This window comes from Protofrankia sp. CiT1, from assembly GCF_917627335.1.
Lineage (GTDB): Bacteria > Actinomycetota > Actinomycetes > Frankiales > Frankiaceae > Protofrankia.
Genome location: NZ_CAKJTP010000078.1, coordinates 1 through 19,794, shown reverse-complemented (window position 1 = coordinate 19,794; position 19,794 = coordinate 1). Strand labels below are relative to the sequence as shown.

At 65.8% G+C, this 19,794-nt stretch carries 12 protein-coding genes; 4 read left to right on the top strand and 8 right to left on the bottom strand.

What is annotated here, in order from left to right; translation table 11 throughout:
• The coding region (locus tag MJ785_RS13745) for an ACT domain-containing protein (protein ID WP_239310846.1) at window positions 1-450 on the bottom strand (450 nt) is incomplete at its 3' end.
• A gap of 721 nt (window positions 451-1,171) precedes the next feature.
• Here MJ785_RS13745 and MJ785_RS13740 point away from each other — a divergent pair.
• Window positions 1,172-2,146, top strand: coding sequence for a hypothetical protein (locus MJ785_RS13740; protein ID WP_239310845.1), 975 nt, complete (start codon window positions 1,172-1,174; stop codon window positions 2,144-2,146).
• A gap of 444 nt (window positions 2,147-2,590) precedes the next feature.
• On the opposite strand, the gene MJ785_RS13735 is transcribed toward MJ785_RS13740, so the two are convergent.
• Together MJ785_RS13735 and MJ785_RS13730 are read right to left on the bottom strand one after the other, a co-directional pair.
• Window positions 2,591-3,460, bottom strand: coding sequence for a helix-turn-helix transcriptional regulator (locus MJ785_RS13735; protein WP_239310844.1), 870 nt, complete (start codon window positions 3,458-3,460; stop codon window positions 2,591-2,593).
• A gap of 54 nt (window positions 3,461-3,514) precedes the next feature.
• Window positions 3,515-4,339, bottom strand: a complete 825-nt coding sequence (locus MJ785_RS13730; RefSeq protein WP_370652756.1) for an SAM-dependent methyltransferase — start codon at window positions 4,337-4,339, stop codon at window positions 3,515-3,517.
• 489 nt (window positions 4,340-4,828) lie between these two features.
• Between MJ785_RS13730 and htpG the strand changes: the two genes are divergently transcribed.
• Window positions 4,829-6,742, top strand: coding sequence for a molecular chaperone HtpG (gene htpG, locus MJ785_RS13725; RefSeq protein ID WP_239310842.1), 1,914 nt, complete (start codon window positions 4,829-4,831; stop codon window positions 6,740-6,742).
• Window positions 6,743-6,897: 155 nt separating this feature from the next.
• Here htpG and MJ785_RS13720 read toward each other — a convergent pair whose 3' ends face one another.
• The 4 genes from MJ785_RS13720 to MJ785_RS13705 all read right to left on the bottom strand — a co-directional run bounded on the left by MJ785_RS13720 (window position 6,898) and on the right by MJ785_RS13705 (window position 11,328).
• The gene (locus MJ785_RS13720; protein WP_239310841.1) at window positions 6,898-7,494 is read right to left on the bottom strand and encodes a pentapeptide repeat-containing protein; all 597 of its coding nucleotides are present in this window, start codon (window positions 7,492-7,494) and stop codon (window positions 6,898-6,900) included.
• Between the two features lie 996 nt (window positions 7,495-8,490).
• Window positions 8,491-8,910: a DUF6245 family protein gene (locus tag MJ785_RS13715; RefSeq protein WP_239310840.1), complete on the bottom strand. Its 420-nt coding sequence runs from the start codon at window positions 8,908-8,910 to the stop codon at window positions 8,491-8,493.
• Between the two features lie 165 nt (window positions 8,911-9,075).
• On the bottom strand, window positions 9,076-10,128 hold the full coding sequence (locus tag MJ785_RS13710; protein WP_239377202.1) for a helix-turn-helix domain-containing protein: 1,053 nt from the start codon (window positions 10,126-10,128) through the stop codon (window positions 9,076-9,078).
• Between the two features lie 384 nt (window positions 10,129-10,512).
• Window positions 10,513-11,328, bottom strand: coding sequence for an SAM-dependent methyltransferase (locus MJ785_RS13705; protein ID WP_370652757.1), 816 nt, complete (start codon window positions 11,326-11,328; stop codon window positions 10,513-10,515).
• Window positions 11,329-12,168: 840 nt separating this feature from the next.
• On the opposite strand from MJ785_RS13705, the gene MJ785_RS13695 reads away from it, so the two are divergent.
• Window positions 12,169-17,388, top strand: a complete 5,220-nt coding sequence (locus MJ785_RS13695) for a BTAD domain-containing putative transcriptional regulator (protein WP_239381223.1) — start codon at window positions 12,169-12,171, stop codon at window positions 17,386-17,388.
• On the opposite strand, the gene MJ785_RS13690 is transcribed toward MJ785_RS13695, so the two are convergent.
• Window positions 17,367-17,804 (bottom strand): hypothetical protein, encoded by a 438-nt coding sequence (locus MJ785_RS13690; RefSeq protein WP_239310835.1) that lies wholly within the window; start codon window positions 17,802-17,804, stop codon window positions 17,367-17,369. The two genes, MJ785_RS13695 and MJ785_RS13690, sit on opposite strands and share 22 nt — an antisense overlap.
• A 469-nt stretch (window positions 17,805-18,273) precedes the next feature.
• Here MJ785_RS13690 and MJ785_RS13685 point away from each other — a divergent pair, with 469 nt between their 5' ends.
• On the top strand, window positions 18,274-19,473 hold the full coding sequence (locus tag MJ785_RS13685; RefSeq protein WP_239310834.1) for a pentapeptide repeat-containing protein: 1,200 nt from the start codon (window positions 18,274-18,276) through the stop codon (window positions 19,471-19,473).
• Window positions 19,474-19,794: the final 321 nt, after the last annotated feature.

Here is a 19,794-nt window from a genome sequence, read left to right as displayed (position 1 = left end):
TAAGTGGTGGAAGGGCACGCCGTGCCAGCTGGCCAGTTCCGTGGCGTCCTGATGGTTGGAGACGATACCGACGATGTGGACGGGCAGGGTGCCGGCGCGGTGGCGCGACAGCAGGTCGGCCAGGCAGTGATCGTGTTGTGACACCATAATCAATATCCGTGGCTGGACGGCGGCGTCCCAGATCCGCCAGTCCATCGAAAACGTATCGGCGACCGTACCGAAAGCGACTCGTATCTGGTCAAGGCTGCCGTGCGGTTCCTCAAGGTCGGCGGCCAGGCGCAGGAAGAAATGGGTGCTGTCGGGATCCCCGTACTGCTGGGCCTCGATGATATTGCAGCCGGTATCCGTGACGAAGGCGGACACCGCCGCGACGATGCCGCGCCGGTTCGGACAGCTGAGCGTCAATACCAGGCGTTGAGAAAGACTACCGAGTTTGTTTGTTGGCTTCATGTTGGCATACTGTCCCAAAAGGCAGGATGCCTGTAAACACTCGTTGTGAACTATTACGCTCGGCCGTGTCCTCGTTTACGCGCTGTGTCGTTCCTGGCTGTTTTCGGGTGCGTACCGATATGGGCTCGCGTGTAGCCGTGCCCATTCCCGGCTATGCGTATGGGTACGACCATTGTGTCGGTCCTCCGAGCGTACGGCTACCCGGCGTTCTCCGGAAAACCATGACGACCAGGCTGCCAGTGGCTGCGGCGGGAGTGTGCGCGCCACGCTGGCCGGCCAGCTGGTGCTCATCGGCGTTGTGCCGCCTGCTGGTCGGTCCTGTGCTGGCGGGCCTGGCGGTGGTTTGTCGTGACCGGTGGTTGTTGGATACCTGAAGCTGATTGGTCGTTTACAGTTTTTATGTGAATGGTGACGGTGAGGTTACCATGTCCGCTGACACGCAAAAAGTTGAAACCCAACGGAGTCGGGACGGAACGCGGATGGGCCCGCGTGGCGTGCGGCGGCGGGTTTCGCGGCTCTCGCCGTTGGTGAGGCCGGTTTCAGCTCGGGCACGCTGGTCACGAGGACGGCGAGATTATAGATCTTGGTAGGGTTGCACGTGCAGCCGCATGTGCAACCACGTATGCAATGACTTATAGTTGCTGTGATCGCACTCCAGGCAGGTTCGTGCTCACGATGCGGAACCGCAAGTCAGATCACACAGGAGGGCCTCAGTGCGGGCATGCACATCACCAGGAGGGATGCCGACGCTCTCGCCGCCCTTACCGCGGCAGGGCTCGTCATCGGGATGGACGGCATGAGCACCATCGACACGGCCAAGGCCGCGGCGGACCGCATCATGGCCCGGTATATGGATCAGGACGTCGCTGTCACGGCGAACGTGATCCGTGTGCATCTCCGGACTCTCGCGGGCTTACGGCAGGGCCGGCTCTCAGCAAAGGCCGAGCGGGACACGCACGAGGCCCAGGCCATGTTCGGAGCGCTGCTCGGACTGTCCTTCGTAGATCAGGGCAAGTACGTCAAAGCGGAGCAGTCGTTGTCGGCTGCCGCGAATCATGCGGATGAGATCGCGCATCTCGGCTTGGGCGCGCACATCGCCGGGACGTGGGCGACGGCAGCGCTTGCCAGCGGCAACCCGAAGATGGCGCTTGCGCACAGTGCCAAGTGGGTCGGGATGGTCGCGGGGGGACTGCAGATGACACGGCTGCACGCGATCTCCGCGAAAGCCTACGCCGCGCTCGGGGATCAGGTTAATGCCGGTAGCTCGCTCTGCGCGGCGCGGCAGACCGCGAATCGGTACGGCGCTCCAGCGTTCCATGCGCGTCCGTTCCAGGGGCTGTCACAGGCCGAGCTGGCAGTGACCGCGGTGGATGTCTACGCCATGCTTGGGCAGACGGCTCCGGCCATGCGCATCGCCGCGGAGTGGACGCCGACGGTAACCCACAATGGTCCGACCGGGTTGCGGAACCACCTGGCCATGTCACATGCCTTGGCGCTGGCAGACAAGGAGCCGGACCGCGCGGCGGAACTGATGGCGAAGGCCATCGCGGCCGGTGCTCCGATGGGTCCGTTCGGGCCAACAGCGGCAGCGAAAGTCCGACGTTTTCTTGCCGCGGCACCGCCAGGATACCCCGGCGTCCGTGACGTCGCGACGATGGCCCGATCAGTGGGAATCGATGTGGTTTCGTCTAGCTAAGAGCGTGTGTGAGATCGGGCTTTCGATCAGTGAGCCGCGTCCAGGCGCCCCCTGGCAAGGCGGAAGGCCGAAGCGATACCGGATGAGTTGTCTCGGTGTGGCCGACAACGCGGCCAGGGGGCGCCTGGACGCGGCGAGCCGGAATGGCGATCTCACACGCTCTCTCAGAGCGCCCGGCAATAGGGGTGTGGATCAAGGAGTGGGGCTGGGGTGCGTGCATCGCGAGGCGGCGGAGGCAGGCACCGGAGGTGGTGGGTGGCGACCGACGAGCCGGGGTACCCGTGCATCGCGCGGCGCTGGACGGGGAGCGATGACGCGAGGTGCGTGCCCTGGCCCCGTTTCCTTTTCCCGTTCCTGCTCTGATGCTTTGAATGCGATGAGCCACCGTCGTCAGCGGAGCTGATGGCGGCGGCTCATCGCGCTTGCCGGCCGAGCCGATGCCGGTTATGTCTCGGCGATGATTCTGGCGAGGCGCTCGGCGGATTTGTCGGGCGGCAAGCTGTCGACGCTGAGACGATTCATGGCCTCCGCATAGCGGCTCACGTCCGCTACCTTGTCCAGGTAGACCGCGCCGGTGAGATGCTCCAGGTAGATTATGTCCGGGAGGTTTGGTTCGGCGAAGCGCAGGACGCTGAAGGCGCCGCTTTCCGCGACGTGGCCGCCGAACGCAAAGGGCATCACCTGGATGGCGAGGTTCGGTCGCTCGGAGACCGCGATCAGCCGTTCCAGCTGAGTGCGCATCACCGCGGGCGTGCCGATCGGGCGCCGCAGGGCCGCTTCGTCCAGCACAGCCCACAGCCGGGGTGGATTCGGGCGGTCCAGCACCTTTTGCCGGCTCATCCGCATGTCGACTCGGCGTTCGATGTCCTTGGCCGAGACGGTGCCAGGGGCATTACTCTGGATGATAACGCTACGGGCATAGTCCTCGGTCTGGAGCAGGCCTGGGATGAACTGGACCTCGTAGGTCCGGATCAGTGTCGCGGCGCTCTCCAGGCCCAGGTACGACTCGAACCAGTCCGGCAGAATATCGGCGAAGCGGTGCCACCAGCCGGGTTGGTTGGCCTCCCGAGCCAGCGCGAGCATCGGCGCTCGTCCGGCCTCGTCGACGATCCCGTAGAGGGTGAGCAGGTCTTCGATATCACGTTCCTTGAACCCGACCCGCCCCAGTTCCAGTCGGCTGATCTTCGATTCGGAGCCTCGGATCTCGTACCCGGCCGCCTCGCGGCTGATACCCCGGCTCTCCCGGAGCCGGCGCAGCTGGCCACCAAGTAGAATTCGGAGCGCAACCGGCCCCCGATCCGGCTGCACTGTCATCGTGTCTCCCGTATATCGTCCTGCCTGAGGGTACCGCCGCGATCCGCGGGGTATTCAGGGCTTGCGGGCGACACCGCAGAACGCGTCCAACGCGGTGGGGGTGCTCCCGGGGGCGGGCCGCCAGAGGGGGGTTGACACTACCCCGGGTTCGAGGAGCTCGAGGCCGGTGAAGAACCGGGCGATCTGCTCAGGGGTACGACGGTGGTAGTACCCGTAGCCGGGGCGTTCGCGGGTGAGCTGGAGGAGTTCCTGGCGGCGCGCCTCGCCCATGAGGACATCGGTACCGTCGTTGACGGCCAGATAGCTGCCCGAGGGCAGGGCGTTCATGAATTCCTTCACAATCGCATGTGCCTCATCGAGGTCGGCGATGGTCCCCATGATCCCTAAGAGGCTGAGCGCGATGGGCTGGGTGAAGTCCAGGGTTTGGTCGGCGATGTTGAGGATCTTCTGGGGGCTGCGCATATCGGCGTCAATGTAGGCGGTGGCGCCTTCAGGACTACTGCTGAGCAGGGCGCGGGCATGAACCAGCACGAGTGGGTCGTTGTCGACGTAGACGATGCGGGAGTCCGGGGCGATCCGTTGGGCGACCTCGTGGGTGTTGTCCACGGTGGGCAGGCCGGTACCGATGTCGAGGAACTGGCGGATACCCGCCTCACCGGCCAGGTAGCTGATCGCGCGGCCGAGGAAGGCCCGGTCGGCGCGGGCAATCTCGATGATCTCTGGGAAGATTTCGGCGTATCGGTCCGCGAACTCGCGGTCGACGGCGAAGTTGTCCTTACCGCCCAGCCAGTAGTCCCAGGCGCGGGCGGAGTGCGGCTTGGTGGTGTCGAACGTGGGGGGTGGGTAGCTGTCGATGTAGTCGTTCACAGGGCACTCCATACTCGGGACGCTCGGTGGTGCTGGCCGGGCCGATCATAGGCTTTGGCTGGGCTGCATTCACGCAGGGCTGGTTATCGTGGCGGGATCGATCTGTCGAAGAGTTTGGCCGAGTGTCGGAGCCGTCGCTCGGGATATTTTTTCACGTGTCGTAAAAACTACTTGACAAGATCAGGAGTTCCATCTCCCTCCCGGCCTCTCCGCGCGCACCGGGCAGCCTCGGCCGCGGGTGCCGCGTGCCAGGCCATGGCGAAGCCAGCGCGGTACGGCCATCCAGCCTGCCCAGCGCAAGCCTCTTATCTCACAGGCGAACATGCGGGTCAATACCCCACGTGGAGTACTGGGCCCCCACCGGCCGCGCACGCAGCCCGCCGATCGGCAGGCAGCATTCGCCAGGACTGATGCGCTGGCGGGTTGCGACCGCAGCCATCAACGCACGGCCACTCGGTATCCTTTCCACGAACGACCCTTGTGCCCGCATAGAGGAGTCCCGTGAGCAACCGGATTGAGACGCTGGAATTCCAGGCCGAGACGCGTCAGCTGCTACAGCTGATGGTCCATTCGATCTACTCCAACAAAGATATCTTCTTGCGTGAGCTGATATCCAACGCATCTGATGCCCTCGACAAACTGCGACTCGAGTCGTTGGTCAACAACGACCTCCAGGCCGACGTATCTGACTTGCGTATTGATATTGAGGCCGACCAGGAACAGCGTACCCTGACCGTGCGCGACAACGGCATCGGCATGTCCCGTGACGATGTCATCCAGCTCATCGGTACTATCGCCAAATCCGGAACGGCCGAGCTGCTCCGGAAGATGAAGGAGTCGAAGGACGCCGCGGCGTCGTACGATCTTATCGGACAGTTTGGTGTCGGTTTTTACGCCACCTTCATGGTGGCGGACAAGGTCACGCTGCTGACCCGTCGAGCCGGTGAAAGCGTTGGCACCCGGTGGGAGTCGAGCGGCGAGGGCACATATGTCATCGAGTCGGTCGACGACGCACCGCAGGGCACTGCGGTAACCGTGCACCTGAAACCTGAGGACAGCGAGGACCGTCTTTTCGACTACACCGCCGAGTGGAAGATTCGGGAGATCGTAAAGCGGTATTCTGATTTCATCTCGTGGCCCATCCGGATGGCTGCCGAACGGACCGGCGAAGATGACACGACGACGATCGAAATCCAGCAGCTCAACTCCATGAAGGCGTTGTGGGCGCGCTCACGAGATGATGTCGACCAGGCTGAGTACAACGAGTTCTACAAGCATGTCAGCCACGACTGGACCGATCCACTCGAGACCATTCATATGAAGGGCGAAGGGCACTTCGAGTACGAGGCGCTGTTGTTCATCCCGTCCCGCGCGCCGTTTGACCTGTTCATGCGGGAGGGTAAGCAGGGAATTCAGCTGTATGTGAAGCGTGTTTTCATCATGGACGACTGCCAGGCGCTCATGCCGAGTTACCTCCGCTTCATCAAGGGTGTCGTCGATGCGCATGATCTGTCGCTCAACATCTCGCGTGAGATCCTCCAGCAGGATCGCCAGATCCAGCTGGTACGCCGCCGGCTGGTCAAGAAGGTGCTCGCGACGGTCAAGCACATGCAGGCCAACGAGGCCGAGCGCTATCGGGCCTTCTGGAACGAGTTCGGTCGTGCCGTGAAGGAGGGCCTTCTCGACGATGTCGAGAACCGAGAGGCGATACTCGAGATCGTTTCTGTCGTCTCGACACACGACCCGGACCAGCCAACCACCCTGCGGCAGTACGTCGACCGCATGAAGGACGGCCAGAACGACATCTACTACATGACCGGCGATTCTCGGTTGATGATCGAAAGATCACCGCACATGGAGGCCTTTCGCGCCAGGGGTTACGAGGTTCTGGTCTTGACGGATCCGGTCGATGAAGTATGGGTCGAACGGGTCGCGCAGTTCGACGGCAAACCACTGCAGTCGATCGCCAAGGGCCAGGTCGACCTCGACACCGAAGATGAGAAGAAGAGCGCCGAACCCGACCGGGAACAACAGCAGCAGGCGTTCGCCGCGTTGCTGTCCTGGATGGCGACGAAGCTGCGGGAAGAGGTGAAGGAGGTCCGCCTGTCCGCACGTCTCACCACGTCGCCAGCCTGCATCGTGGGTGACACGCACGACATCACACCGACCCTGGAGAAGATGTACCGCACGATGGGGCAGGAGGTGCCGCATCCCAAACGTATTCTGGAACTCAATCCCACGCACCCCCTGGTAACGGGGCTGCGAAAGGCACACGAGCGGGAAGCGGAATCCGACGTTCTCACGGAGACAGCGGAATTGCTGTATGGAATGGCGTTGCTGGCCGAAGGCGGAGAACTCGGCGATCCGTCTCGCTTCACGCGCATCCTCGCCGATCGCCTGGTGCGCACGCTGTAGCGAGCGGCAACCGCTGCCACCCCACGCGGGAAGAATCCTGACGAAGCACGCCCGCGGGCTTCCGGAACCGCGCCCGCGGGCTTCCGGAACGTTGCTTCCGGTTATGGCCGGAGGCTTTGTGGTTGTTTTGCCCGGGTGGCCGGGAACGCGCCGCGTCAGACAGGGGACAGCGAGGCTTCGTGATCCCGGCCCGAATCCGGCCGGACCCGGAACAGGCCGGTGGATACCTCGTCCGAGGAGTCACGTATCCGCCATGCCCACTCGGCGTCCGGCCAGCGGGTGTCCCTCGACCACAGCGTCCCGGTGAGGTCAGCCCCGCCCAGCCAGGCGTTGGCGAGGTCCGCCCCGCGCAGATTCGCCTCGCGCAGGTCGGCGCCGGTGAGGTCCGCCCCGACCAGCCCGGCGTGGGTGAGGGTCGCCCAGGACAGCACGGCGCCGGTGAGGTCCGCCCCGTCCAGCCATGCGCCGGTGAGGTCCGCCCCGTCCAACCGGGCGCCGGTGAGGGTCGCCCAGGACAGCACGGCGCCGGTGAGGTCCGCCCCGCGCAGGTCGGCGCCGGTGAGGTCCGCCCCGTCCAAGCGGGCGCCGGTGAAGTCACGGTCAGCCGGGTTCACCGGCGCTCTCGCGGCGGCGCGGGCATCCGGCTCGGCGGCGAGTATGTCGGGAGAACGGGCCTGTGCCCAGCGGATAAGGTCGTCATCGAGGGGGAACGCGGCCGGGAGCCGGTCCATGTCGTCGTGATCGGTAGTCATGGCCCGTCCCATCCCTTCAGCGTTGTGCCATGGCGGTACAGGAGGTCTTGCACGGCGCGGGTTGTGCGTCCCTACCGATGATCCCCACGATGTCATCGGGGGGATAGCCTGCCGTGTGCATTCGATGATGGGAAGTGATGATCAACCCGCGTTGCCTGCGGCCGGCGGCCCGGACGTCACATAGCCGGCCGCTGACCTGGTTGGCGAAGTGATCGTATGAGGTAGGCGGGCAGCCACGCGCGAGAAAAGAGAATCTCCCATCACAGCTGTGGCCGGGAAGGTGTTCGGGAGCCTTCCGGGTGCCGCTGGTACTGCCCGGAGCGGGCACCGCGGGCTGTCGGCTTACACGGTCAGCGGCACCCTGCTTTCCGCAGGTCGAGCGTCCGCGTCACAGCAAGGAGCCTGCGCCAGGACCGACAGCACCGAGTAGCTCCAAACGGAGGTCTCGATAAGGAGATCTCCAGATAGAGACGGTGAAGAAGGCCAGGGCTGGACGCGTGGCTGGCGTCCTGGTCGACATACGTTCCACGCCCGCCCGCTAACAGGGGACGCGGCACCGCGAGGCGCGTGCCTCGGTCCCACCGCGCCGCGTGATAATATCAGCTATTGCGGCTATTGCCGACGTTCTGAGCGAATTCAGGTTAGATTTTCGTCCTGGGGAGATTTCATGATGTCCGATCAGTTCGGAACCCCGCCTGATTCGTCCCCGGCCCGGCCGGTTCCCAGTCACGGGACGGAACCGCCGCCACCCGTGGGGCTGTCCGCCGAGGTGTCCGCCGAGTGCTCTAAGAGCGTATCTCGTTCAGATTAGGCGAAGTTTGTCGGATCCGGTACGCGGCAATTGCCAGGATTCGGGAACGGCGAGGTGGGGTATCGACTCACCTGCGCCGTCGTCTGCACCGCCCGAGGCGGCTCTGACGGGGGATGGTTCGACTCTGCCCCGCCTCACCATCGCCAGAAACCTGACTGAAACATCACAAAATGAACGAATGCTCTCTAAGAGGCTCCGGTAATAGGGTTGTCCGGCTCGCGATCCAGCCACCCGGACGCCGCTGTCTGATCGAACGCCCTACTGCCGGAGGGCCTCCATGCGAGGGCTTGTAGCGCGGTGCATTCGACACCGCCGGTGGCCGAGAGCTCGGGGCCAGGACGACCCGTTCTTCGTCGCTCTTGTTCTAGCAGGAGGTTGGTGTTGACAAGGGCTGCCTGCAGCGCCTCACGTGCCCGGTGCAGTTGCCCGGGCTGGGCGCTCAGCGTGGTCATGTCGCCTTGGGTGACAGCTGCCTGACTAGCGGCGATGACATCGAGCAGGATGCGCAGGCTCGTGGACGCGTGCGCGGCAATCTTCTGTTCAATCTCCTCGTTCACCTCCGTGATCAAAGCAAACGTTCGACTGTCGGTGTCATCGTCGGGCATGGTGGAACCTCACAACCACGAAAATAGCGGGCTATGACCGACCCGGTCATGATTTATTCATGTGTCGATGTCATCTACATGGGTAGCTCAAGACTACAGAGCGTGCTTCAGGCCAGGATGCCAGTTTACCCGGCTGGAAGGCGTTAGCATAGCGTCGCTGATTTCTTAACGGTGCGTCTCATCGATTGAGTTGTGGAGCGCTGTGTGACGATAGTCACGGGGTGAGATGCCGTAAGCGGCGCGGAAAGCGCGGCTGAAGTCGGCGGGATAGGAGAACCCCCAGCGGGCGGCGATGACGTGGATGGGTGTTGCGTGCAGCGCGGGGTCGGTGAGATCGTGGCGACAGCGCTTTAGGCGTTCGCTGCGGATCCAAGCGGAGACGGTGAGGTCCTGTTGCTGGAAAATGCGATGCAACTGGCTGGTAGAGATGTGGTGGGCCGCGGCGATGCTGCTTGGGGTCAGCTGAGCTTCGCCCAGCCGCTGCTGGATGAATGATCGAATACGCAAGGCGAGCGTTCGCTGGCGGGTGTCTGATGGTAAAAAGCGGTCGGCATCAACTTCATGGGCAAGCAGCGCGGTCAGTAGGTCGAGCAGGACGGTTCCCAGCCGGGGTGCGTCGCTGGGCTGGTAAGGGCTCGTGTTCGCGATCATGTTGGTGACGAGTCCCACGAGGAGGGCACCGATCCCCGTGCTGCCCGATATCCGCCGGGCGATCAGCTGATCGGTCGCGGCTGAGGGCAGCGGCAGCAGCGCTCGAGGAACACGGATCGCTACTGTTGTGGCCATGTCGTGGCGGCCGGAACCTATCCAGATATCGAAAGGGCGCCAGGTATTATAGAGGACCAGCTCGCGCGTGGCGACCGTGACGTCCCGGCCCAGCTGGGAAAGCCTCGCGTTCCCGCGGAGGAGAAAGCCCATCTCGTACTGCTCGGTATCGGACTGTTTGATCAGTTTTGGGGTCCGAAGTACCTGTAACGACGGAAAAGATGCTGTGAACATGTCCACAGCACCGAGTTCCAGCAGGCGCAAGGTCGCTGGGAAGTCTTCCTCGTGGTCGCTGCGAAACTCCAGCGGGGCAGTGGCCCAGTGGGCCATCGCACGCCAGGCATCAAACCGTTCTCCCGCGGGCAGATCCGCACTTCGGAACACCGTCTCGATCATCTTTTCCCCGAGCTTTCTGACCACCTTATGCTCCGTCAGAGCAGCAAACCACAGCATTTCGTGGGCTCCACTGGTAGATCAGTGGCGGGGCGTCCGGACCCAGCGGTCATGACATCCTTGATGTCAGCGTCGTTGAGAAGATGCCGTGCTCTTCCTGGCCGCCACGGCGGTGGCCAACTCTGTTGAAACGCGCTGTCATGTCGCGGGCGAATGTGTCCGCCCGCGCATCCCGCGTGCGGCGGGGATGGCGAACAGATACTGATTCTGACCAGCCACCAGATCGGTAGCGAAGGCCGCCGTGGCAAAGCGCACTGTGAACGATGGCTCCAGTCAGTTCCGGACTTCCGATTCCAGTTTGACGGTACCCGAGGTAAGCGGCGGCGGTGAGCATACCCGGCGATGGCCGTCGCCCGCGGGCTGCCGTCCGATGGCTTCTGATGTCTACGGAACGCGGGCCACTGCACCGTAGGCTGCCGTGTCCGCGGCGGACGGACGAGGCTGTGGTTCGTTCTCGGCTCGCCAGGCAGGCAGGGCCGCAATACCCGGAGATATCAGTTCGAGCCCGCCGAGGAACCGGGCGACCTCCGCTCGGTTCCTCATCTGAAACGTTACCCGGGTTGTGGCGATGACATCGTCGACGCTTGCGGCGGTCCCCGGCGACATGAAATCCCTCGTCACGTGGGAGATGGCCAGATAGCTGCCGGACGGCAGGGCCGCCAGCAGCCGGGACACGGCGCCGTACGGATCATCGGCATCGGGGACGAAGTGCAGGACCGCGATCAGCATCAGCGCTACCGGGCGAGACAGGTCCAGCGTCCGCTGGAGATCCGGATGACTCAGGATCTTCTCGGGGTTCCGGAGGTCCGCGTTCAGATAGGCGGTGGCGCCGCGATGGTCGGAGGTCAGCAGGGCACGGGCGTGGGCAAGCACGATCGGGTCGTTGTCGACGTACACGACGCGTGACTCGGGGGCGATCGCCTGGGCGACCTCGTGCGTGTTGTTCGCGGTCGGGATACCGGTGCCGATGTCAAGAAACTGTCGGATACCCGCCTCCTCAGCCAGGAACTGTACGGCCCTTCCCAGGAATCGGCGGTTCTCGAGGGCCGCGATCCGGATGGTAGGAAATGCTGCGGCGATGGCATCTCCGGACTCCCGGTCGGGTAGGAAGTTGTCCTTGCCGCCGAGCCAGTAGTCATACCGGCGGGCTGGATGTGCAATTGTGGTGTCGATTTCCGGCGACAGCCGGTCCTCCCGCAACACCGACGTGAAGTCCCACACGGTCTCGCTGCTCTGTTCCGCCACGCCCGGCATCGTGCACCAGGCCGACAGCGTCAGGTAGCGCCAAACGGAGGTCTCGGTAAAGAGATCTCCATGTGGAGATGGCGGACAAGGCCGGGCTGGGTGACCATGAAGGCATGAACAGCAGGGGTACGAGGCGGCCGAAACCGGCTTCGACGTGGGGCTCCGTGAAAGCACCGCGCCGACCTGGATTTTTCGTCGGGCGATGAGGCTGGTTCCCTTGATTGTCGATCATCGACTTGCTTATGGCCTCCTGTCCGTGAGCGGGCGCGGGGCGCGACCGTCCGCTGTGGGCGTGGGGTTTCGCTTTTCCCGGCGGAGTCCTGCCGCGGCCGTCGGATCGACGCGGTGGGTCCTGCTGACCAGCTGACCAAGGTGGGCTCGGCGGAGGTGACCGTCAGCCGTAGACGGGGGTTGGTATCGATACCGAGTTTGCAGTGGCCGCGGTGGGTCCGCACGTTCCCATGCTGGGAACCGATCCTCGCTGTGCGGCGGAGGTGTTTCTTCAGCCTGTGCGGCGGTGGCAGCCGGGATCCCAGCCCGCTGCGCTGGGATCCGGTCCGCCGACGGACCGATGCTTCCCTGGCGTCTACCGGCACGGTCGGGCTGCTTCGGTCGATGGTGGGATGAACCACCGCGCGCACCGGTAGCCGGTCACATGGTCAGCGGCCAGTCCGTGTTCCGCGAGCAGTTCTCCCACGTCCGGGCCGGACAGCGCTCGGTACAGATACCAGCGTGGCGCCAGCATGATCATTTCTGTCGAGGGCTGGAATCCCGTGAACTCGGAGGCTGGACGCGGTGGACGGGCGGGACACCGACGCATCTTTTGATCATGTCTGGCCGGCCGCGGAGACAGCGGACTTCGTCAACACAACAGTCTCGGACAACCAGCCGGCGTCGTCGGGCAGGTCGGGCAGGGCTCCGATGGCGAAGGGGATAACCGACATGGCCGGCAAGGGTGCTGGCGGGCTGGCGGCTCCAGCGTGTGAGCCTGCTGGCGAGGTCGTCGGCGGTGCCTCGCCCGGCCTGTGGTTCGGGGTACTGGGGCCGCTGGAGGTCCGCCGGGACGGTCAGCCGCTGCCGTTGCGAGGCCCGCGGGAGCGGACACTCCTTGGCCTGCTGCTGTCCGAGCGTAACCGGGCTGTCTCGGTGTCGCGCCTGGTGGACGGGGTGTGGGGAGCGGCCCCGCCGCCGACGGCGGAGAAAACGCTGCGAAGCTACATTGCCCGGCTGCGTCGACTGCTGGAGCTGGACCGTCCGCCAGCGGGGTGGCGGGTTCTGGTCACGGTGCCGTCGGGGTACAGCCTGCGCGTCGACACGGCGGCCCTGGACGCGGCACTTTTCAAACAGCTTGTCGGGCAGGCGCGGCCGGCGCTGCTGGCCGGCGCACCCGAGCTCGCGTTTGCCCGGTTCCGGCGTGCGCTGGAGCTGTGGCGAGGGGATGCGTACGAGGATCTGGGTGACGCCGAGTTCGCGGTGGCAGAACGCGATCAGCTTGCGGAGCTGCGGCTGGCCGCGGTAGCCGACCGTCTCGACGCCGAGTTTGCCCTCGGCCATGCGGCGGCCTTGGTCGGCGAGCTGCAGTCGCTGGTGGCCGCATATCCGTTGCGGGAGCGGTTCTGGGGCCAGCTGATGGTCGCGCTTTACGAGTCGGGGCGGCAGGCGGAAGCGCTGGAGGCCTACCGTTCGGCCCGGACCCGGCTCGTGGGCGAGATCGGTGTGGAGCCCAGCCAGCAACTGCGCGCGCTGAACGCGGCGATCCTTGCCGAGCAGCCCAGCCTGCTCCCGGACGCCGTACACCCGCAGGGCCTGCCGGCCGGGCTGAGCGGAGACCGCAACCCGTTGCTCGGGCGGGATGTGGAACTGCACTGGTTGGAACAGATGTGGGGGCATGCCCTCGACGACGCGGGGGGAGCCGTCATCGTCGAGGGCGAACCGGGGATGGGTGCCAGCCGGCTCGTCGCGGAGTTCGCTCGCCGGGTGGGTGGCCGCGGCGCTGTGCTCGTCGTCGGATCGGTGGAGACCGAGACGCTCGCGGGCTCCACGGCGGAGCGCCCGGTACTGGTCGTCATCGACGACCCGGCGGGGATGGACCCGCGGGAGGTGGAGCGATTGGCGGCCGCGGCCGTGCGGTTGCCGGTGCTCATCGTCGTCACAGCCAGACCACGCGACGAGCGGGCGGAAGGCTGGTCCGGTGCGTCCGGTGCGTCCGGTGCGTCCGGTGCGTCCGGTGACGCGGAGCGCGTCCTGCGGCTTGGCCCGCTTGGGGTCGATCAGATCAGTGCGATCGTGGCCGGCTACGTGAGCGATGAGGACCTGCCGGTGGCGGCCGAGGCGGTGGCCGTGTCCTCCGGCGGAATCCCGGCGCGGGTCCACGAGGATGCGGCTGGCTGGGCGGTTGCCCGCGCCGGTGAGCGGGTCGGCAAGACAGCCGTGCGGGTGGCGACAGGCCGCCTGGACCTGGTCGCGGCTGAGCAGGCGATGGTCGCTGAGGTTCTGGATCTGCAGCGGGCGAGGACTCGCCATGCCGTCTCGCCGGTCGTCTGCGCCCGCCCGGCTGGTGAGACAGAGACCGTCGTCTGCCCGTACAAGGGGCTGGCGCGCTTCGACGAACAGGACGCCCCGTACTTCTTCGGGCGGGAACGGCTTGTCGGGCAGTTGGTGACCCGCTGCATTGCCACGCCGCTGCTGGCCGTGGTGGGCCCGTCAGGCAGCGGGAAGTCGTCGGTGGTGCGGGCCGGGTTGGTGCCGGCGCTGCGATCGGGTGTGCTGCCGGGCAGCGACCGGTGGCGGATCCGGTTGCTGCGGACCGGCACCACAGACCCGACCGCGCTGGACCTCGACAGCGGCAGCAGGGGGAACGAGCTTGTCGTCTTGGACCAGTTCGAGGAAGCAATCACCATGTGGACGCAGGAGGGCCGGGAGGAACTGATCGACCGTCTGGTCGGCGCACTCGAACGCGCTGACGGGCGCTTTCGCGTCGTTCTCACCGTGCGTGCCGACTGCTACGGCCGGTTCGCCCGTCATCCCGCGCTCGCCCGCCTTATTGGCGACAACACCGTCCTCGTCGGTCCGATGGCTGTGGGCGGGCTGCGGCAGGCGATTGAGAAACCCGCCCGGGTTGCCGGGCTGGAACTCGAGGAAGGGTTCACAGACGCGGTCCTGGCCGACGCACGGCAGGAGCCCGGGGCACTGCCGCTGCTGTCCACCGCACTGTTGGCGACCTGGGAGCGCCGGGACGGCCAGACACTTCGTGTCGCCGCCTACCGCGAGGCGGGCGGTGTCGCCGGGGCGATCACCCGGCTCGCCGACGGCGTCTATGACAGCCTCGATGACGAGGGCCGGGCGATTCTCCGCCGCCTGTTCCTCCGGCTCGCCACTCCTGGTGAGGACGGAGCCGACCTGCGACGCCGCGCGCCGCGGTCCGAGCTGGCTGGCAGCGAACAGGCGGAGGCCGTGCTCACCGCCTTGATCGGGCGACGGCTGGTCATCGCGGCCGACGACACGGTGGAGGTCGCGCACGAGGCGCTGTTGCGGGAATGGCCCAGGCTGCGGACCTGGCTGGAGGCCGACCGCGACGGCCACCGGGTGCACCGCCACCTCACCGAGAGCGCCAGCGCCTGGGTAGCGGCCGGTCATGCTCCGGGCGACCTCTACCGCGATGCCCGGCTACAGGCCGCCAAGGAATGGGCGGACGCCTATCCGGATGACGCCAACCCACTGGAACAGTCATTCCTCGCGGCATCCACAGCCGCGGAGGAACATGCGCTGCACGACGCCCGGCGAGCCGCCCGGCGGCTGCGCTCGCTGGCCTCCGTGCTGGCCGCGTTGCTCGTGGTCGCGTTGGTCAGCACGGGTCTGGCGGTCATGCAGCGAAGCACGGCGGACCGCCAGGCGCGGCTGGCCCACGTCGCCACCAGGTCGGCGCAGGCCGCCCAGCTGGCGACGGTGGCCGCCAGCCTCGGCGCTGACCAGGTTGATCTGGCGCTGCTGCTCGGCGTGGAGAGCTACCGGCTCCAGCCATCCCGGGACACCGAAGCCGGCCTGCAGACCGCGCTCGTTCACACCCCTGCCAGCCTCGACCGGGTCATTCGTTTCGATGCGCCCAACCTGCTGCCGCTGGTCCCCCCGTCGGTGAGCTGGGACGGGCGGCTGCTCGCCGAGCCGCGACGGGACGGCACGGTCCGGCTGTGGGACCTGCGTACCGGCCAGGTCCAGCGCACACTGCGCTGGCACACCAGCCGCGAACTCGCACTCTTCAATGCGGACGCGACGCTGCTTGCCGTCGGCGGGAACGACGGAACCGTGGTCATCTGGGATGTCATCAGCGGTGAGCAGGTCGGAGCGCCGATCCGGGCCGGCAACGGGCTTGCCTACGGACAGTTCGATCCGACTGACCCCTCCCGGCTTTTTGTGATCGACGACAATGGGCAGATCGCGCTGTGGGATCGCTCGGCCCCTGACACACCGCGGCAGATCGGGGCGCCGCTGCACTTCCCGGCGAAACCTGGCGACATCCCAATGGTCATGATCAATGCGGACGGGAGCCGGCTGGCCGCTGGGATCTTCGGCGGCTCGTCGACACGGATATGGGATGCCCATTCCGGGACGGTCTTGTGGGATCTTCCCGGGGCACCTGGCTTCTTCGCCTCCGATGCTGTCACGCTGCCTACTACTCTTGGTGACCGCGTGATGCTGTGGGATGTCCGCAGCGGTCAGCTGCGCCAAGCGCCGCTGACCGGCTTCACAGCGGCCTTCGCCGGCATGCTGATCAGTAACGACGGGCGCCGCCTCGCGCTCAATGACGGAGCCAGCTTCATCCGGGTGTTCGACATACCTTCGGGCCAGCAGGTCGCGGTCCTGCCACTCCACGAGCGTGCGACCACCTCGACCGCCTTCTTGCCCGATGGACGACTGATCGCCAGTGGCGTGGCTGAGGTCGATATCTGGCGCCTGGACAGCGCCACGTCACCGCTGGGCAGGACCCTGCAAGGACATACCGGCCGGGTCACGGGCACCTTCTTGCCCGGTGATACCAAAATCGTTACTCAAGGTATTGATGATCGACAGGTTCTGCTGTGGGACGCGGCCACCGGCCGCTCCGAGGGCCGATTACTCGACGGCGCCGTTGCGGCCCCCGTCGTGTTCAGCCCGGACGGGGCGTTGCTCGCTGCGCCGGGCCAGGATGGGACGCTCCGGTTGTGGGAGCGGGCCAGCGGGGCCGACCTGGCAGTTCTTGCCGGCTCCCAACCAGCCGGAAGCTTCTCCGCTATCGCATGGAGCCCGGCGGGAGGGCGGGTCGCGGTGGCTGCTGGCGGTTCCGTCCTGCTGTGGGACGTCCATGACCCCAGACAGCCGCATCTCGTGGGGAAGCTTGCCACGGCGGGCGTGGCTCATCCGGGCGTCCCGGATGGTTTGTACCCCTTCTACAGCCACGACGGGCGCTGGCTTGCTGTCGAGGATCTCCCGGGCCGCATCGTCACCCTGTTCGACACCGCCACCGGCAGCCCGGTGTGGTCGCAGGTGCTGGAGGCCACCGCTGACGCCCCAGCGTTGGCGTTCTCACCGGACAACGCAACGATCGCGATCGGCTATGGAACGGTAGCGGTCGGTGTCGTCGAGTTCCGCGACGCGAGGACGGGGACCTTACGGCGGACATTGCAGACACCAAGCAGCGGCGGGGTCGAGTTCCTCCGCGATGGCAGCGTCGTGATGACGACAAGCGACATCGGTGGGAACGGCAGCGCACATCTATGGGATGCCGTCACCCTTGCGCCGATAGGCGTAGCCATGCCGCAGCCGCGCGGCGGATACTCCCTCGCGCGCAGCCTGGACGGCGTCACCGTGTTGACCGGCACGTCCGAGGGGGCTGTCCAGATCTGGGACGTCAGCACCGAGACCTGGGCGATGGTTGCCTGCCGTATCGCGGGGCGCAACCTCACCCGAACGGAATGGAGCCGCTACCTGTCCGGTGAGCCCTACCGGCGTACCTGTCCTCAATGGCCAGAGCACCCGTGAGGTGACGGCGGGTCAAGGCCCGGTCGTGCCGTGTTCCCGCCGATTCCCACCGCGACCGCACCGATCACCTGGAGGCCGAAGCCGACGTAGAAGCTTCTGACGGAGTCATGCTGCGTGATGACGGCCAAACCGGTGGCGGCGAGCAGGTATCCGCCGATGAACAGGACCCGGCCGAGCCGGCTCAACCTCCGCCAACAGGGCGCGGCCCGACGGATCTGGCCGCTGGCCATGCATATGAACACCCCGCCGGCCACCAGGAGCACGCCCCTGGTCAGCCGCCCGTCGTACACCCCGAGTTCAGCGGCGGTAGCGACATGCCTGTGCGTGGCCGAGGCCGCCTGGATAACACCACCGGCGATGAGTCCCAGACCGGCGAGCTCCACCAACACACCGATCATCCAGCGGCCCCTGGGCATGCGCCACATCCTTACCGACACATCACCGACACATCACCGTCATATCCTTACCGGCCGTCGGCCCGGATTCCGGCGTTTCGACCACTCCGTCCGGCATCCCCTGGCCCGCCGGTAAGGCGCTCATGGCGACAGCGCCGGACGTGTGCTGAAGCCGGGAGGCACTCGCCGTCCAGGGAGGCTGTCATCTGCGAGGCACACCCGAAGCGGCAGGGACGCCGGCCGTGCGAAGCCGCTCTGGCGGGAAAGCCAGCGGCCCTGGCGGGGCTAACCATTTCAGACTCGGGTCGTGGATTGGTTGCGGATCGGCGGAAGCCGGGCGAACAGTATCTGCAACCTTGTCACCACCGGTATGCAACCAGCGATCGGCAGTCTCGATATGGCGCAGAGTTCGACGCAACGACAGCGGGGGGACCGCAAACGATGTCCGCTCACCAGCGGAGCGGCGACTCCGTGAGAGAGGTGGCTACTTGTGCACGACAGCAATAACGGCCGGTTCGACGCGTTGAGCGAGCGGTCCTTGCTGGGCACGCTGGGAGCCCGTGAACGATGTCGACGTAGCCCGTCCACTCGGGTCCAGCTGTTCCGACAGATCGTTGATCTGTACAACAGGATGATTCACCCCAGCGATCCCGACGATGCCGTGGACGCGGCGCGATCGCTCCTTCGGCTCCTGCGCGATGTCGGTTATCGCGATGCCGGCTACAAGGAACGGGCTGAGCGGGTCCTTGCGGAGGCGTTCCCCAGCCGTGAAGTGGAAGCCGTCGTGCGCATGGCTCGGACCGTCAGTGGGCAGGCCAGTGGGGATGATCGCCAGCAGGATGATGGTACGGGCTCCGTCCATGCCTCCGCTGCTCTCATCCGCCAGCTCCAGGCCCGTTCTCCAGACGTGGCGAAACCGCCCACGGACCTGGCCGATCTGATCGCGCTTAACGCCACCGGTGCCCAGCTAGCCGGGGTGGACCTGTGCGGCGCCCGCCTGTTTGACGCGGATCTGTCCGGTGCCCAGCTAGCCGGAGCAAACCTGTCCGATACTGTGTTGTTTGGGGCTGATTTGTCCGATACGGTGCTGGCTGGGGCGGACCTGTGCGGTGCGCTGTTAGCCGGTGCTGACTTGTCCGATACCGTGCTTGCTGGGGCTGATCTGTCTGGTGCCCAGCTGGCTGGGGCGGATCTTACCGATACGGTGCTGGTCGGCGCGGACCTGTGTGGCGCCCGCCTGCACGGGGCTGATCTGTCTGGTGCTCAGCTGGCTGGGGCGGATCTTACCGATACGGTGCTGGCTGGGGCGGATCTGTCCGGTGCCCGCCTGCACGGGGCTGATCTGTCTGGTGCTCAGCTGGCTGGGGCGGATCTTACCGATACGGTGTTGGCCGGGGCGGACCTGTCCGGTGCCCAACTGGACAGGGCGGCCCTCGTCGATGCCCGGTTGGACGGGGCGAACCTCACCAGCGCGGCCCTTGTTGACGCCCGCTTGGACGGGGCCAGTCTCATCGGTGCCCAGCTCGACCGCGCGAATCTCGAGGGCGTGCAGTGGTCGGCGGGTACGCGCTGGCCGGACTCAGGGTGGGCACGACGGATGTGGGACGCCTCAGAGGAGGTGTCCGCTGGCGTGTTCCAGGTCCGGCCGGATCCGGGTCGGGAACGAGCGGATTTCCCGCCTTTTGTCTGACCCGGCGATGCGGGGCCTCGATATTTCGCAACAGGGACGCGGTGCGGTTTTATCGTGCGCTCCTAAAAGCAAAAGTCGTCCAAAAAAAGATCGAATGGCGTGCGGGCGTGGCCGTGGGGAAGGCACCGCGGCCCGCGGTATCAGAATTATGACATTATAGTCAGCTGAGTAGCGTCTTCCTCGCTGGTAATCTTCCAGCTGTATCCAGGTTATAAGGAGTTTGTACTCATATCCGTTCACTCTGCGGACATTGTTTCGACGGTCTTATTTTGATGTTGTTTGGCTGGCTGAGAACTCCGGAGCGGAACGGCGGGAACGAGT